Origin of the sequence: Chryseobacterium sp. MFBS3-17, assembly GCF_020687745.1 — a bacterium.
Taxonomy (GTDB): Bacteria; Bacteroidota; Bacteroidia; order Flavobacteriales; family Weeksellaceae; genus Marnyiella.
Genome location: NZ_JAJEWK010000010.1, coordinates 267,971 through 283,597 on the forward strand (window position 1 = coordinate 267,971; position 15,627 = coordinate 283,597).

The 15,627-nt window shown below is 42.0% G+C and carries 15 protein-coding genes; 2 read left to right on the forward strand and 13 right to left on the reverse strand.

Annotated features, from left to right (window positions below):
- Positions 1 to 4: 4 nt before the first annotated feature.
- The 4 genes from LKO26_RS09040 to LKO26_RS09055 all read right to left on the reverse strand — a co-directional run bounded on the left by LKO26_RS09040 (position 5) and on the right by LKO26_RS09055 (position 5,597).
- Positions 5 to 2,389 (reverse strand): TonB-dependent receptor, encoded by a 2,385-nt coding sequence (locus LKO26_RS09040; RefSeq protein ID WP_227587532.1) that lies wholly within the window; start codon positions 2,387 to 2,389, stop codon positions 5 to 7.
- An 80-nt stretch (positions 2,390 to 2,469) separates the two neighbouring features.
- Positions 2,470 to 2,829 (reverse strand): hypothetical protein, encoded by a 360-nt coding sequence (locus LKO26_RS09045; protein ID WP_227587533.1) that lies wholly within the window; start codon positions 2,827 to 2,829, stop codon positions 2,470 to 2,472.
- Positions 2,830 to 2,846: 17 nt separating this feature from the next.
- Entirely contained in the window at positions 2,847 to 4,781 is a 1,935-nt protein-coding gene (locus LKO26_RS09050; RefSeq protein WP_227587534.1) for an ABC-F family ATP-binding cassette domain-containing protein, read from the reverse strand.
- Between the two features lie 99 nt (positions 4,782 to 4,880).
- Positions 4,881 to 5,597, reverse strand: a complete 717-nt coding sequence (locus tag LKO26_RS09055; RefSeq protein ID WP_227587535.1) for a DUF4230 domain-containing protein — start codon at positions 5,595 to 5,597, stop codon at positions 4,881 to 4,883.
- Between the two features lie 145 nt (positions 5,598 to 5,742).
- Between LKO26_RS09055 and aqpZ the strand changes: the two genes are divergently transcribed.
- Together aqpZ and LKO26_RS09065 are read left to right on the forward strand one after the other, a co-directional pair.
- A complete protein-coding gene (gene aqpZ / locus LKO26_RS09060) occupies positions 5,743 to 6,456 on the forward strand; it encodes an aquaporin Z (RefSeq protein ID WP_227587536.1) in 714 nt (237 codons plus the stop codon).
- A 144-nt stretch (positions 6,457 to 6,600) separates the two neighbouring features.
- Positions 6,601 to 6,903 (forward strand): helix-turn-helix domain-containing protein, encoded by a 303-nt coding sequence (locus tag LKO26_RS09065; protein ID WP_227587572.1) that lies wholly within the window; start codon positions 6,601 to 6,603, stop codon positions 6,901 to 6,903.
- A 79-nt stretch (positions 6,904 to 6,982) separates the two neighbouring features.
- Here the strand turns inward: LKO26_RS09065 and LKO26_RS09070 are convergent, their stop codons facing one another.
- From LKO26_RS09070 to LKO26_RS09110, 9 genes are all read right to left on the reverse strand, one after another.
- Entirely contained in the window at positions 6,983 to 7,498 is a 516-nt protein-coding gene (locus LKO26_RS09070; RefSeq protein ID WP_227587537.1) for a hypothetical protein, read from the reverse strand.
- Positions 7,431 to 9,269, reverse strand: a complete 1,839-nt coding sequence (locus tag LKO26_RS09075; RefSeq protein WP_227587538.1) for an RHS repeat domain-containing protein — start codon at positions 9,267 to 9,269, stop codon at positions 7,431 to 7,433. The genes LKO26_RS09070 and LKO26_RS09075 overlap by 68 nt, the downstream gene beginning before the upstream one ends.
- Before the next feature lie 249 nt (positions 9,270 to 9,518).
- Positions 9,519 to 9,980 carry a hypothetical protein gene (locus LKO26_RS09080; RefSeq protein WP_227587539.1) on the reverse strand — a complete coding sequence of 154 codons (462 nt, stop codon included), beginning with the start codon at positions 9,978 to 9,980 and terminating at the stop codon, positions 9,519 to 9,521.
- Complete coding sequence (locus LKO26_RS12770) at positions 9,958 to 11,466, reverse strand: RHS repeat-associated core domain-containing protein (RefSeq protein WP_317206380.1); 1,509 nt, start codon at positions 11,464 to 11,466, stop codon at positions 9,958 to 9,960. The genes LKO26_RS09080 and LKO26_RS12770 overlap by 23 nt, the downstream gene beginning before the upstream one ends.
- Before the next feature lie 51 nt (positions 11,467 to 11,517).
- Positions 11,518 to 11,946, reverse strand: a complete 429-nt coding sequence (locus LKO26_RS09090) for a hypothetical protein (RefSeq protein WP_227587540.1) — start codon at positions 11,944 to 11,946, stop codon at positions 11,518 to 11,520.
- A gap of 1 nt (position 11,947) precedes the next feature.
- On the reverse strand, positions 11,948 to 13,084 hold the full coding sequence (locus tag LKO26_RS12775; protein WP_317206381.1) for an RHS repeat-associated core domain-containing protein: 1,137 nt from the start codon (positions 13,082 to 13,084) through the stop codon (positions 11,948 to 11,950).
- Positions 13,085 to 13,188: 104 nt separating this feature from the next.
- Positions 13,189 to 14,193 (reverse strand): acyl transferase, encoded by a 1,005-nt coding sequence (locus LKO26_RS09100; protein WP_227587541.1) that lies wholly within the window; start codon positions 14,191 to 14,193, stop codon positions 13,189 to 13,191.
- 48 nt (positions 14,194 to 14,241) lie between these two features.
- Positions 14,242 to 15,030, reverse strand: a complete 789-nt coding sequence (locus tag LKO26_RS09105) for a UDP-2,3-diacylglucosamine diphosphatase (protein ID WP_227587542.1) — start codon at positions 15,028 to 15,030, stop codon at positions 14,242 to 14,244.
- A 29-nt stretch (positions 15,031 to 15,059) separates the two neighbouring features.
- Entirely contained in the window at positions 15,060 to 15,512 is a 453-nt protein-coding gene (locus LKO26_RS09110; RefSeq protein ID WP_227587543.1) for a 6-pyruvoyl trahydropterin synthase family protein, read from the reverse strand.
- Between the last annotated feature and the right edge of the window lie 115 nt (positions 15,513 to 15,627).

Here is a 15,627-nt window from a genome sequence, read left to right on the forward strand (position 1 = left end):
TGGTTTAAAATTGAAAGGTAAGGTTAAAGATCATGTTACGGCCGGACTCATCAGCAAAATAGCGCATCCGGTTCAGATAATCCCGGTAACGGGTGTCAAAAATATTATGCAGCGTAAGCCCTGCCGACCAGTTCCGGGAAATCTGTACCCCGGCCTGCACATTCCACAGCGAATACCCGGCAGGCGGCGTAGAAAGATCCAGTTCGCGGGCTACATCCTGATGGTTCTCATGCGTCCAAAGCACCGGATTGTAAAGCGGATACCGGTTCTGACTCAGGAAGGTCTGATTCCAAAGCCTCAGAAAAAGTTTATTTCTTTCCGGATTTCTGAATTCCAGCGCATTTACAAAATTGGCAGGTTGCATCAGCATCAGCGGCTGATTGTGGGAACGGTCGGTACCGTGTACATACGCGAAATTTCCTTTATAACTCCATTTATCAGTAACCTGCAGTGCCAAATCTACATCTACTCCCCACATCGTTGCTTTAATCTGCTCATACGTCCACACCGGGAAAATGCCGCGGATGGTATTCTGAATGCCGGTGGGCACCTGATTGATAAAATGGTCGGAATGGAGATAATACGGATTTACCGACACGCTGAGACCTTCCAAAACATCAAATTTGGAGGCAACTTCAAGGTTGACCTGGTGGCTGACTTCATTCTGCAGCATCAGATCTCCCTTCTCTATCACCGCTGCGGAATGATGCAGACCGTCTGAAAACAATTCTGCAATATTGGGCGTTCTGGAAGAGCGGGTGTAGTTCAGTTTCACATCCAGATGATTGCCCGGATTATAGTTAAGTCCGGCATTGTAAGACAAATTATCAAAATTCAGCTTCGGAATGGTGAATACCCTTCCGCCCTCAGTTTCATACTGAAAAAACTCCGGGAAAAATTCACCGTAGCCATGCTCCCAGTCGTGATGATCATACCACATTTTTACGGTATAATGCGTTCGGTCATACCGCAAACCTGCTTCGGCACGCAATTCCGGCAAAACGTGATATTTAAAAACCGAAAACAGGCCGCCGGAATATTTGTGATAATTGGGCACCAGCCGGCGTGCCATAGTTTCGGCCGATGAATAATTGTACTGATACGCCAGGTCTGCTCCACTTTCAAGATTCCACAAGGTTCTCTCCAGCAGATGATTCAGGTGAAACTGATTGGTAAAAAGTTCCAGATCCAGCACCGGAAGCCCGGAATAACTTTCCCTGCGGATGTCATATTCTTTTCGTTGATTGTACTGAAAACTGTATTCAGCAGAAATTTTTCCGGCTTTTTCAAACCTTTTGTACCAGCTGGCTTTGGCAAGATGGTGACTGACCTCTTGTTTCGGGTGGTCTATATCATAGCTGAAATCCCGCACATACACAGGTTTTCCGGAAGCCATGACCTGCTCAAAATCTTCCAGATTCCCGATGTGCGAACCTCTGAAAATCCCCGCTTCCTGCTGAGTAAGCGCATAATACAGCTGAAATCCCTGCATAAAATCGCTTTTTCCGGTCCGGAAGCTGAAAGCATGGGATTCTGCGCCGGTATTCCAGAGGTAGTAATCCGGAGTGCGCAAGTCTCCGAGTTTTTTATAACTGCCCTGAGCCGAAAGATACCAGCTGTTTTCCCAAGTGCGGGTCAGCTGAGCATCCATAGCAGCACCACGGCCGTTTGAGATACCGGCAAGGTTGATGCGCCCTTTCAGCGTATCTGTTTTCCTGAAGGTTTCCGGTTGCAGCAAAATGACTCCGCCGGCAGATTCTGCACCGTATTTCAGGGCAGAAGCCCCTTTGATGACATCTACGTGATCAAAAGCGGTGACATCTACATTGGGCGCATGCTCCACTCCCCATTCCTGTTCGGCCATTTTTGCGCCGTTGTTCAGAATAGAAATCCGGCTGCCGTATAAACCATGTATAATGGGTTTAGCCACATTATTTCCGGTTTTCAGTGTACCCACACCCGATAAAGAGGACAGAATATTTCCCAGATTTTCTGTGGCATTCCTTTGAATTTCGTCCTGCTCCAGTGTGCGCACCACCACAGAACCGGTGCTTTGGTGGCCACCGTGCAATACCACCTCCTGAATTTCGTCATAATGATGCTCCAGGTTAATGGTTAAAAACAAATCGCGGTTTACCTGTACTTCCCTGCGGAAGGGTTCACATTCGGGATGTGTCACCTGCAAACCGTAGGTTCCGGCAGGCACATGGGCTAAGTTAAAACTACCGTCTGCAGCAGAGACAGCCTGTACATTTCCCAGTTGAATCTGTGCGTTGGCCAGGGGACTGCGGTCATGAAAATCGTACACAATACCTTTCACCTGAAAAGTTTGTGCCGGTATAATGATGAAGCCGCAAAGCATCATCAATATCGAAAAGATGGATTTCATTTAAAAAATTGGATTTTCGTAAAACAATAAACCCGGGAAACTGAACAGCAGCATCCCAGACTAAAAAAAGTGAACTTTGTTTAAACGAAAAAGGCCGGCGGACCGCGCAGGTAAAAGGCGTGAAATACCACTCCGGCAAAGCGCTGTTCCCATGAGAACACCTGCTGAGTAAAAATCACATCGCCAAAAAAATGATAGCTGAACTCCTGAGGAACCAGTACCTTGGCCTGATGCAGGAGATGACAGGAAAGACAGTCTGTAAAATCTGAGGCATGCTCATCTGTCGCCTGCAGAGACTGCTCTGCTTTCTGAAACTGAAAATCCTTAAAAACCGAACCACTGCTGTGGCGGTGCATATTGAACGCAAAAAAAGCCATGAAGAGGTAGATCCCCGTAAGGAGTACTGCTGCGCGGCTTTTATTTTTTGCAGAAATTTTCACGATTCAAAGGTACGAATTTATTCTTCCAGTTTCAGGGCGAGCTCCTCCCACAAATCCATGGTCTCCTGCAATTCGGTCTTCAGTTGCTCATACTGAGCGAGTTCTTCGGCAGTAGGGTTGGTTTTGCCAAAATAATCTTCCAGCTTCTGAATTTCGTCCTCGTAACTGCTGATTTTCTCTTCTGCTTTCTTTATTTTACCCTGAATTTGCTTTTGCTCTTTAGAGACAAACTGATTTGCGGTGGCAGGTTGCGGAAGTGATTCTGCAGCCGGTTCAGTTTTTTTTATTTCTTCCGGTTTCTGATCCAGTTTGGCTTTCTCTGCAGAAATCTCGCGCAAACTTTCTTTCTCGCGGTATTCCAGATATTCATCTACCGTTCCCAGAAATTCCTTCATGCGGCCATCGCGGAATTCGAAAATTTTATCAGCAAGTCCCTGCAGAAACTCCCGGTCGTGAGAGATCACAATCAGCGTTCCCTGAAATTTCTGAAGGGCAATTTTTATAATTTCTTTAGACTGAATGTCCAGGTGGTTGGTCGGTTCGTCCATAATGAGGGTATTGAACGGACGCAACAACAGTTTACACAATGCCAGACGGTTTCTTTCGCCTCCGGACAGAACCTGCGTTTTCTTTTCTACATCTTCACCGGAGAAGAGGAAACTTCCCAGCAAGTCGCGGACCCGTGGTCTGGTTTCTTCGGTAGCGGCATCTTCTGCTTCCTGCAATACGGTTTTGTTGGGAGTCAGCACTTCTTCCTGATTCTGCGCAAAGTAGCCGATGTTCACATTATGACCCAGCTTCCAGCTTCCGGAATAATCTGTAATGCTTCCGGAGAGAATCTTGGCCAGCGTCGTTTTACCCTGTCCGTTTTGTCCCAGTAAGGCAATCCGGTCACCACGCTCCACAAAGAAATCCACCTCATCAAAAATCTGTTTGCTGCCATACGCTTTTCCCAGATTTTCTGCTTCAAAAATCACTTTACCGGGCACCACCGACTGTACAAAGCGGATGTTAAATTTGGAAACATCTTCATTATCCAGCTCTATGCGTTCTATTTTTTCCAGTTTCTTGATCAGTGACTGGGCAAAAGAAGCCTTGGTAGCAGACGCGCGGAATTTGTTGATGTTGTCTTCCATCTGCTTGATTTCTGCGTCCTGATTCTTCTTAGCCTGCTCCAGTTTTTCGCGGCGTTCCCTTCTCAGTTCCAGGTATTTGCTGTAATTGGCTTTATAGTCGTCAATTTTACGGTTATTCACATCAAAAGTACGGTTGCAGACTGCGGTCATGAACTGCTTATCGTGACTTACCAGGACTATGGCACCGCTGTAATCCTTCAGGAAATTCTCCAGCCAGATGATGCTTTCCATATCCAGGTGGTTGGTAGGCTCATCCAGCAACAGCAAGTCATTATTCTGCAACAGCAGTTTGGCCAGTTCAATCCGCATGCGCCATCCCCCGGAAAATTCATCGGTGAGCCGCTGAAAATCATCCGCCTTAAAACCCAGACCCAGCAATACTTTTTCCATATCGCCTTCCAGGTTGTACGCATCATGATGGTGCAGAATATCATTCAGATCCGTCATGCGGTGAATCAGGTTGCTGTACTCGTCAGATTCATAATCCTCACGGGTGGCCAGCTGGTGATTGACCTCTTCCAGTTCTGTTTTCCAGAGATTAATCTGCTCAAACGCCTGCAGGGTTTCCTGCCATACGGTGCGGCCTTTCACAAAGTCCAGATCCTGCTTCAGAAAGCCGATGGTAATATTTCCTTCCGGCACTACATTTCCTTCATAGAAGGTAATTTCATTGGACAGAATTTTGAGCAAAGTAGATTTCCCGGCACCGTTTTTTCCTACGAGGCCAATTTTATCGGCCCGTTTGATGGTGAAATTGACGTCGCGGAACAAGTAATTTCCTGAGTGATGAAGGCCTAGACCCTGAACTGACAGCATAATTTGCAGTGAATTTGTTTGTGTGAATTTTTCCGCTGCAAAAGTAGTGATTTTTTTGGTTGAAGAATTGAAACGGCAAAGTTTGAAAATCCGGACGTTTTAGCGGTCCCTCATCTCAATTTTCTTTCCCGAATCAGAAATGGTGGCCGGATTCTCCAGAAGGAAATTTTTAGAACTCAGGAGTTCGGTCAGGAGTGTGCGCATCTGCTCTGCAGCAACCTCAGGAAGATGGGATTTCCGGGCTGCCTCTATGACCTGCTGCTTGCTGTTGTGCTGTATTTTAGCCAGATCTTCCTTGCTGAAGAGATTAAAGAACTGCTCTTCTATATTATAATATTTGTAATCGGTTTCGGTAGAAAGGATTTCGGGTGCGGGAAAATCTACCAGTTTTACGGTTTTGTGCAGTTCGTCTATTTCCCATTTCAGCTTTTCAAAATCATAGCCCACCAGCACTTTGGCCTGAACGATGACCAGTGCTTTCTTTTTCTGAGGAATAAATTTCAGCAGCTTGCTGGTTTCCTCGTAATTATAAATTTCCTGAAAATGACCTTCGGCAGAGACAATTTTAAAAACTTTGCGCATGCTTTCGGCAATGGTGTGGGAACTTTCTGTAACCACCGGCGGCTCAGACTTCAGTTTGCCTGAAGCCAGAAAAGCAATCACACCGCCCAGCACAAGTCCCAGCAGCAGCATGAGAACAATAAGGAGTGCATTGCCGGATTCTGCCGTGGCCAGCTGGTACAGGAACAACCCTAAAATCCCGACTGTTACCATTCCCAAAATCCACAACACCGTTTTTATTTTTCCGGATTTCATCTGTTAAATTTTTGTAAAGATAAACATTTTGAAGAGGCCGTAAAACGGGCATTTCTTTTTCATCTTATAATAATCTATCCCTTAAAAATTTCATTTTTTCAGTTAAAATGTTAAATTTGATACACATTAAAAAACAAACGAGCTTATGACAAAGAAATTAGCAGCCGAATTTTTCGGCACGTTTTGGTTGGTTTTCGGTGGTTGCGGAAGCGCAGTTTTCGCGGCCGGAGTTCCGGATATCGGCATCGGACTGGTGGGCGTTTCACTGGCCTTTGGTCTTACCGTTCTTACCATGGCTTACGCTGTGGGGCACATTTCCGGCGGGCACTTTAACCCTGCCGTATCCTTTGGTCTGCTGGCCGGCGGAAGATTCAGCGCCAAAGATTTAATTCCCTACATTGTAGCGCAGGTAGCAGGTGCCGCCGCCGCAGCGGCGTGTCTGTACACCATTCTGAATGGTGCCGGCGCCTTTTCTGCAGAAGGTCCGGGTGCATTTGCCACCAACTTCTATGATATGCCGGGCTATCATGACCGAAGTTACTCCATGGGAGCCGCTTTCCTGGCCGAGTTTTTACTTACCGCATTCTTTCTGGTCATCATTATGGGCGCTACGGACAAATGGGCGAATGGTAAATTTGCCGGCATTGCCATCGGTCTGGCGCTGACTCTGATTCACCTGATTTCTATTCCGATTACCAATACTTCGGTAAATCCTGCCAGATCTACTTCACAGGCAATCTTCGTGCAGGGCGCAGCGCTCTCTCAGTTGTGGCTGTTCTGGGTAGCACCGGTTCTGGGCGGTATTGCGGGCGGATTGATCTACAAATTCCTGCTGCAGAGAAACGAAGCGGAGGCGTAATGAGCACAGTCTATTTCACATGAATCCTCTTTCTCTCATTAAAACGATTTCTTTTTTATCGCTGTTTCAGGACAGAGGGGGCACACTGAAAATCCATCGCAATTGCGGTGGATTTTGTGTTTTATCCGCTCAAAGTCACAGACTTTGCGCAGCGGGGGGGTAGATAAATCTACTTACTCCAAAATTGAAAAAGGATTAAGAGAACTTACGGTTTCGGAACTTAGTAAAATGGCTAAACTTTTTAATCTTACCACAGATCAGATTATCAATTACAATGAAAATATAATTCCTAAAGAGATTGTAATTGAAGATAAATCTACTCTTGAACAAATGGAACTCATTCAGCAGCTCGACGAAGAAGATAAAAGCACGGTCTTTAAAATGATTGACACCTTCATCAACCAGAAAAAATTCAAGGATTTCGTAAAACAAAATGTAGCACTATAAAATTACAAAGCCACTCATCGAGTGGCTTTATTATTTTTGTTTAATAAAAGAAATTAGCAGGTTTGAAACATGCCCCGAATTATCGATACAACTTTTCTATAACAGCTTGACTGTTTTTTTTATAGATTACGTAATATAACCAATGCTTTCCATCGTCATCATTTTTAGAAAAACGACTTTCTTTATTATTCTGAAAATTATTCCAATCATTGGTAACTTCTTTCACTAATCCATCACTAAAAATATCACAATGACCAGAATTTGCATTGCCGGTTTTTGTGTTATAAGTAAACATACATTTTCTTAAATCCCTGCCTCTTACGGAATTGAAAATAATAAAATCAGTTTCTTCAATGTTGTTCAATGAGTCTAATGACTTTTGGGTGTAATCTGAAAATTCAAAAAAGAAAGCATTAATATCTTTACAAGCTTTACTTTTATTTTCTAAAAGGTTAAAGTCATCAATTTTTAAACATTTACTATAACTTTCATTATATTCATTTTCAAAGTATTTCCTTGTTTCTTGACTAGCGCAAGAGTGGGTTAAGAAGAACGCTAAAAAACAGCATAAAACGCGTTGAAGAAATATTTGCATCTTTATTATAATTAAAACGGTTAGAGAGATTATACTTCGAACTATTTTCTTTAAATGAACTCAGCATTAAGTTTAAAGTTTTTCCATCTCCGTATTTTAAATTCATCTTCTCATTTTTATCAAAATATCTACTGTTTCCATGTTTATCAGCAACAAGAGATAAATCATCCCATCCAGTTCCTGTATTTGTATATTTATTTCTCAAGGAAAGTCCCCATTCACTTCTCAATTTATTTTCAACATGGGTAGCAAATATTTCTCCAGTTGTAGCAGGAGGGTTTACATAAGTAAGCCAATTTAAAGAAATACTGGAAGGATCCATCCCATGAGCCATCTCATGACCTAAGTTAATAAATGTAGGACTAATGCTAGAAGTATCTCCCATGTCAAGGTAAGCCGTCCCACTCTGATAATAACTTCCATCGGTTGTTTCCATGATTTTGATATTATTTTGAGCATTATCAAAATGATTTATCATTCCACCTCCAGTTCCACCTCCCGTTTCAAGCATAAACAGTGACGCGACTACACTTACAGCAAAATCTGATAATTGTACGCTTTGATCAATATTTACCCATTCTCCCTCTACTTGATGCTGTGTTGCTCCATTATGGTATCTATACTCCTTATCGCCATCCCAAAATGTAATCCACATTCCGTTAGGATCGATAAACATGATTGGATTGTTTCCTGCGTAATTGTAAGGAGACATTTCTGTGTAAAGTTCTGCAACAGGATCCACAACTCCCCACCGTCCGATATCCGCCATGTACATTCTTGCTCCGTAGTCGTACATTCCCGTTTCTTGGAGTTCCTTACCGTTGTACTTATAATTCTGGTAAGATCCCACACCAAAAACGGCTTCTTCTTCTTCGTTTCTCACAAAGCTCATCCCGAAAGGGTAATAGTCATTACTATCTGTTACCTGCGGGTTTTGGTAGCCATCATCTTTATAGCTTAGCCGCACATTTCCCAGGTGGTCTTTGTATTGGTAAATATATTCATTATTTTTGAAATCATAAAAGCCTTCGGCAGTAGGGAAAAACATCAGCTCATCGGTCAGGTTTTGCTCATTGACAAAACTGATAAATGCTTCCATCTCATAGGCTTGCCCGCCTGCTTCTGAAAACAATTCCCAAAGCTCCTCATCTCCCACAGAAGAGGTGTAATGAAAACCATCTATATATTCCGTGGAAGTAGAAAACATTTGTCCACCCGGGCCTGTAGATACATAATTCTTTTTCAGCTTTGTTCCATCTGCCCGGTAAAGGTAGTTCATCCCGATGCTGGAGCCGTCAATGTCAAAATTCACCGGCAGGTTCAGATGGTTGTACTGTATCTCCTCTATTGATTTATCCAGAAGTGCGGTCATATTTCCGTTATCATCGTAGGAAATAACGTTCCCCCCGCCTTCATACCCTGTGGGGTTTCCGCTGTAATCGGTAATGGAGATTAATCTGTTACCGGTGTAGGTGTAAGACAGATCATCAATCAACTCGGGATAGTTGTTATAAAATGAGGGGGCATTTCTTTTCAGGCTGGTAATATTCCCATTGAGGTCATAGAATATATCTTCATTGTAGAATTCAGTAGAAGGAAGGGTCACATTGGGCTCAGAGAAGTATGCATTGGTAAGCCGGTTCAGAGAGTCGTAAGAGTAGCTATACCGTCTGATGGTGGGTTCATTATAGCCTGTGGCTTTTGCCCAGTCTACCTCGGCAATATTTCCGTTAAACCGTGCAGTGGCTTCTTCATGAGGTTGGTATTTCATAACCAAATCCTATTCCTACATCATTTAAATTTTCGTTAATCATATCAAAAGATGATTTTAGTGATAACATTAGAAATCTATGGTCTTTAAAATGATTGACACGTTTATCAACCAGAAAAAATTTAAAGATTTCTTTAATAAAAATGTGGCTGCTTTATAAAACAAAAACCCCTCGCAATTGCGAGGGGTTTGTTTTTATCTGCTCAAAGTCGGGAGACTTTTCGCAGCGGGAGCTAAGATTTTGGTCTGTTAGAGGGAGCTGGGAGCCTTGTAACACAACCCGATCAAATTTGGAGTACTGTATATATTATCCATGCCTCTATCTCTGCATATCTCTGTTTGCTCATCAAATTTAATACAATCTGGCACAAACTCTAAAGGACTTCCTGTTTTTACGTTTTTAGGTATATAGTCTTCAGGTTTGATTATTCTTTCGAGATTAAAGTAACTATACTGATCTCCTTGTTTAATTATTTCACATTTAGTTGTTAATTCTTTTTTTGAAATAACTTTATAATTCTTCTCTTTAAAATTTAAATAAATCAGATAGTAATTGTTAATTGAATCAATTTTATACACGGTATAATTTTCCTTGTTGCTTATTTCTGTATTTACAATTGCATTGTTGGCAATACAACTAACCTGCAATCCCAAGAAACAAAAAATAAATAAATGAGGAATGTACTTTTTAATATGGTGTAAATGTTCCATCTGGATATTTTGTAAAAATTATTCTACCACTTGACATAAATTGAGCTTTTTGAACATTTGTACCCGAAGTCCCCGTAGTAAGTCCTGTTGGGTTTTTAAAAATTAATCCATCATTTGTCATGTAGTAAATTTCAAGACTTCCTCCTGGTTGTTTAACGGCTGCGTTATGGGCTCGAGAATAAACACTTGTGGGATCTAGTGCATCACTTTGGGTAGCAGGTCCGACAAAATTACTTTCAGTTCTAGATATCAAGCTTCCTTCGTATGCCTCTGAAACTTCATGCAATACACCTTCTCCTGGCTTGCTGGCAAAATCACCCATTCTTCCCAATATTTCTGGATTAATTGCTTGTTCCGCAGTAACAATTCCTGTGGAAGAGTCTAATGAGTTACCTAAAAAAGCTCCTCCATTATGAGTAGCACCACTACTAGTAGTAAGTGTGTTTTCAGCCGCCACATTAACTAAAACCGAATGATCATTAATAATTTTTGCCACTTCTGATGCATTACCCGATAAAGCTCCTGTAGTGTTTTGGGTGTAAGTAACATTTCCTGTCGTAGCGTCTCGTGAAAGTGTAATATCAGTACCCGCAGATTTTTGTAATTCCGCTAGTGCCTTATCGGAAGCTCCACCATTTATCCTAATATCAGCAACACCACGACCATCCGGATCTATAAATCTAATAGGATTATTTACTACGTAATTATATGGACTATGACGTCTGTAAATTTCCGCCAGTGGATCCACCACACCCCACCTTCCAATATCTGGCATATAGAATCTCGCACCATAGTCATACATTCCACTGTCTGATTGATATTCCTTGGAGTTGTATTGGTATTGGTAGCTTCTGTTTCCTGCATATCCTGATTCGTTTACATAATGGCTAAGCCCAAATGGATAGTACTGATTGTCTTTAATGATCTCTGCGCCGCCATTACCGGAATAATACGTAATTCGTACATTTCCCAGGTGGTCTTTATACTGGTAAATGTACGTATTATTTTCAAAATTGTAGTAGCCTTCCGCGGTGGGTACAAATTGTAAACCTTGGGGAAATATTGAACCGGGGTCACCACCTGTGGTGTGTGAGTACTGAAAGCCATCCAGATAGTCGGTGGTTTCTATAGTGTCATATCCTTGTAATTGTCCGGTAAAAAACAAATGTTTCTTTTGCAACTTAGTACCATCTGCACGATAGGTATAATCTGTGGTTTTATTAACCCCATAGCTTCTGCCACCACTGTCTCCACCACCTCTCATTACAAAATCATTGAAAATGAGGTGAGTTGGCAAATTCAGAAAATTGTAACTGATATTCAGAATTCCTTTATCCTCATGTTGGGTCATATTGCCATTGGCATCATAGGTCATTGGGATTCCGGAGGTATCAGGATAGCCCTGGTAATTGGCAGATGCATCTGTAACCGTGTTCAGCCTGTTGCCGGTGTAGGTGTAGGAAAGATTGTCTATCTGTTCTGCCATAACCACGCGAAGGGATTGACACAGTCGAATTTTATTTCGCGGGAGCGGTGACTACCAACAATCTTTAAAAAAAGAATAATTAGCTCTTAAATCTCTTGCAAGATTTCCTTCTTCATCGTAATAATACTCACTTTTACCATCTTTTTTTATAATCCAAGCTTTTAAACTAAAATCCGCATAAACTGTATCGTTGCCTTTCGAGTTAGGTATTAAAAAACAATAGTTATGATCTTTAAATGATTTGGAATTAGACTTAAGTAGATTACTAACTCTAGCCCTAATATCAATTGCATGCTGGTACATATAAGCATGCTCATCTTCGTACGCCCAAAACATTTTTTCCCCATAATCAGCAGCATGATCTCTTGAATACATAAATTTAATAACTTTTGTATCAGTATTTTGTGAATCAGCAGACTTTGTATTAAATATAATGATTGGTAAAATAGTGACAAGAATTGCGGTAATCAGTTTTTTCATTTTACTTGGATTTTATAATATTTGAGGTAGGACTAGTTACAGGAACGGGATATGCACGGTGATTCTTCCGTATAATGATATTTGGATAGACTTTTTTCAGATTCATATCTATTTGTTGAGATATACCATTTACTCTTTTCTCTTCAGCATTTCTAAAATATGGTGAACCTTTTCGAGTAGAAAGATCGTTCTGTCTCACCGCATGTTCACTAGGATTGGTAGCATGACCATAAGCATGGCCAATTTCATGGCCTAATGCATGAAGTGGAGTTGCAACTTTTAAACCTTTTAAATCGTTCTTTTCATATTTTGCTTTCAAATCCTCATAATTTAAATCATTTTTATCATCAAACAATACTCCCATTCTAGATTTAAAATTAAGAGCTCCAATATGTGTTGATGGTTCAAATTTTCCATCCTTTGTTTTTCCCCAACCGAAATCAGTAAATGTCTTATCGTTATGATTATCGAATATAGAAAGTTCCCTTGGGTTTTCAATTAAACTTTGAATTAGATTAACATCCTTACCATCGATATTTATATTTGATGCTTCATAAAGAGCATCTAAAACTTTATAAGTATCTGTCAAATAATCTGGCATATTTAATTTCGAATAGTCTCTGTCCTTTTGATATGTATAATCAGAACTATGCTGATTATTAGTCCCATAATAAATTCGAATATAATTTCCATCAGGATCGATATAACGTATAGGATTATTTATGGCATAATTATACCCGCTATTGTTTGTGTATTTTTCAGCATACGCATCTACCACGCCCCATCTTCCAATATCCGGCATATAGAACCTTGCGCCATAATCATACATTCCCGTCTCTTGCAGTTCTTTGCCATTGTACTTATAATTCTGGTAAGATCCCACACCAAAAACGGCTTCTTCTTCTTCGTTTCTTATAAAATTCATCCCGAAAGGATAAAAATCATTACTATCTGTTACCTGCGGGTTTTGGTAGCCATCATCTTTATAGCTTAGCCGCACCGAGCTTCGCTCCCAATCTTCGCCCAAAGTTGCACTTTGTTCTCGCTTGTCAAAATGGTCTTTGCCTCTCTGTTTTTTATTATTTTTAATGGAATCGGCGAACCTCCTTCGTCGGTTTGTATTGGTAAATATATTCATTATTTTTGAAATCATAAAAGCCTTCGGCGGTAGGGAAAAACTGCAGAATCAGGATTTTGCAGTACTCTAAAAACGTTCAGAATCTCCGGATTCCGGAGCTTTATTTACGACACCAGCAAACTGCAGCCGCGGATGTCTGAATGATCAATGCGCCCCACCACCGAAAAAGCCGGATGTATGCTGTGCGCAAGGTCTGTGTGATGCAAAATTCCCAGATCCTGAGTGGCAATAAATGCGCAAGAGTGGAGATTGGCGAGGTCTATGATGTTAATGGCACCCGTACGGTCCGCCGGCATATAAGCAAACGGATCCTCCGTGTTGCGGATCAATATCCGCATCCAATCGGGCGAATAGTAGATATTTTCGCCGGTAGAATAGGCCTGAGACAGCAATTCAGTCATGGAATATTCAGAAAAAATGCGTTCACTGCGGAAGCCTTTTTGCAGTATACTGAGCAGCTGGTCTTTCGTCATTTCCTCTTTCCTTCCTTTCATGCCGCCGGTTTCTATAATGGTCAGTTGTGGATTCTGCGGAAGTTCCACATGGTTTTCTGTACAGTAATCCAGGAAATCCAACAGGGCAAATGACACGCCGAAGAGCAACACTTTCTGATGCCGCAGCGAGGCGAGCAAATCCCGCAATTCCCCATGGTTGTATAAATAGTAACCGTTCTCCGGTTTCCCGGATTTTTTCATCAGAAAATCTACCATATAGATGAGGGAAGCGTGCGGATTCTCGGAATAATTGGGCAGCAAGCCCAGAAAAACATAATCTTCCGGCGGACCTATAAACTGTGAAAAACTCTTCCCGATGCTTTGTTCATATAAATCAAAATCTGCAAGATAATGCCGGGATCGTACCGTCTGTGTCGTTCCGGAGCTTTGAAAAAAATGCTTCGGACTGAATTTCTCATCCAGAACTTGATGGTTTTTAAACATTTCAATGGGCAGAAACGGAATTTTTTCAATGGAATCCATCTTCATTGGATCTGTGTGGAGGTAATCACAAAATCTGCGGTAAATTTCCACATGCTGGTACTGATACCTGAACACCGCAAGGCATTGTTCCCGGAATGCTGCTTGGGATGATATGTTAAAAATGTTTTTCAATGCTTTTTTGTCTGTAAGTGCGGTATATTTTCGGCAGAAAAGACTGTCCTATATTGTTTTTTGGGGGGCAACGAAAGTTTTCAGTTCAAAAGTTTCTCCGGCAAATTCACCATAGGTAAAATAGGAAATCCAATCGCCCAGGTTGATGTATTTGGCGTGATGTTCTCCTTCCTGCAGATCCAGCATCATGGGCAGGTGGCGGTGTCCGTAAATGAAAAAATCTATTTTCTCTGTCCTGAGTTTGGCTTTGGAATAGATGATGAGATACTCTTTGTCTTCTCCCAAAAAAGCTTTGTCCTCTTCACCGGAAATCATTTTGTTTTTGGTGGAAAGGTATATGGCCACCTTCATGGCAATATCCGGATGCAGCCAGCGGAATGCCCACTGCGCCAGCGGATTGGTAAAAAGTTTTTTCATCCGCTTATAGCCTTTATCGCCGGGACCCAGTCCGTCTCCGTGCGCCAGCAAAAACCGCTTGCCATTGATTTCAAAAAACTGCTTGTCGAAGAAAACCGTACATCCTATTTCATCCTCGAAATAATTTTTCATCCACAGATCATGGTTCCCCACAAACATATACAGTTCAATCCCGGAATCTTTCAGTTCTGCCAGTTTTCCGAGTACGCGCACATAGCCTTTGGGGATTACATGGTGCCACTCATGCCAGAAATCAAACAAATCACCCATCAGGAAAAGCACCTGTGCATCTTTTTTAATCTCATCCAGCCAGCGGATGAATTTCTCTTCCCGCACCTTGCTTTCCCGAGGTGTAGGCGCGCCAAAGTGCTGGTCTGAGGCGAAATAAACTTTTTTATGAGGTTCCAGGGTAATCTTCATGAAGCGATATGGTATAGAAAATCAGCGGATTATGAGATTGGATTGTCTTCTGCAAACCATTCCCCGTAGGAATTTTCTGTTTCGTGCAGTTTCAGATAAGCCAGTTCTACATGCTCGGGCAGTCTGGCCCGGACCTTATCTGCAATATCATACAGCATATTCTCGCAGGTAGGCTGGTAAGGGCAATAAATCACCTTGTGACCTCTGGATTCCAGATCCTGTCCCAGTTCCAGATGTGGCGAGTTGCTGTTAATGAGCACCGCATGATCCCAGAGACTGATGATTTCTGACTTCACAATTTCTTTGATGTCCCCAAAATCCACCACCATTCCGTTTTTCGGATTCTGCAGGTCATTTACGGGAATGCCCTTTACCGTAACAAATAGTTTATAGGAATGTCCGTGCATGTTTTTGCATTTCCCGTCATAATTATACAGGACGTGCGCCGTTTCGAAGGTGAAAATTTTGGTAATGCGTATCATTTTGCAAAGATATACAAAGTTGAGAGACGAAACACGCCGGCCTTTGACCTCCCGTAACCTGCGTGAGCGATTGCAGTGGAAATCCCGCAGGAAGCGCCGGACTGAGCTGTGGACC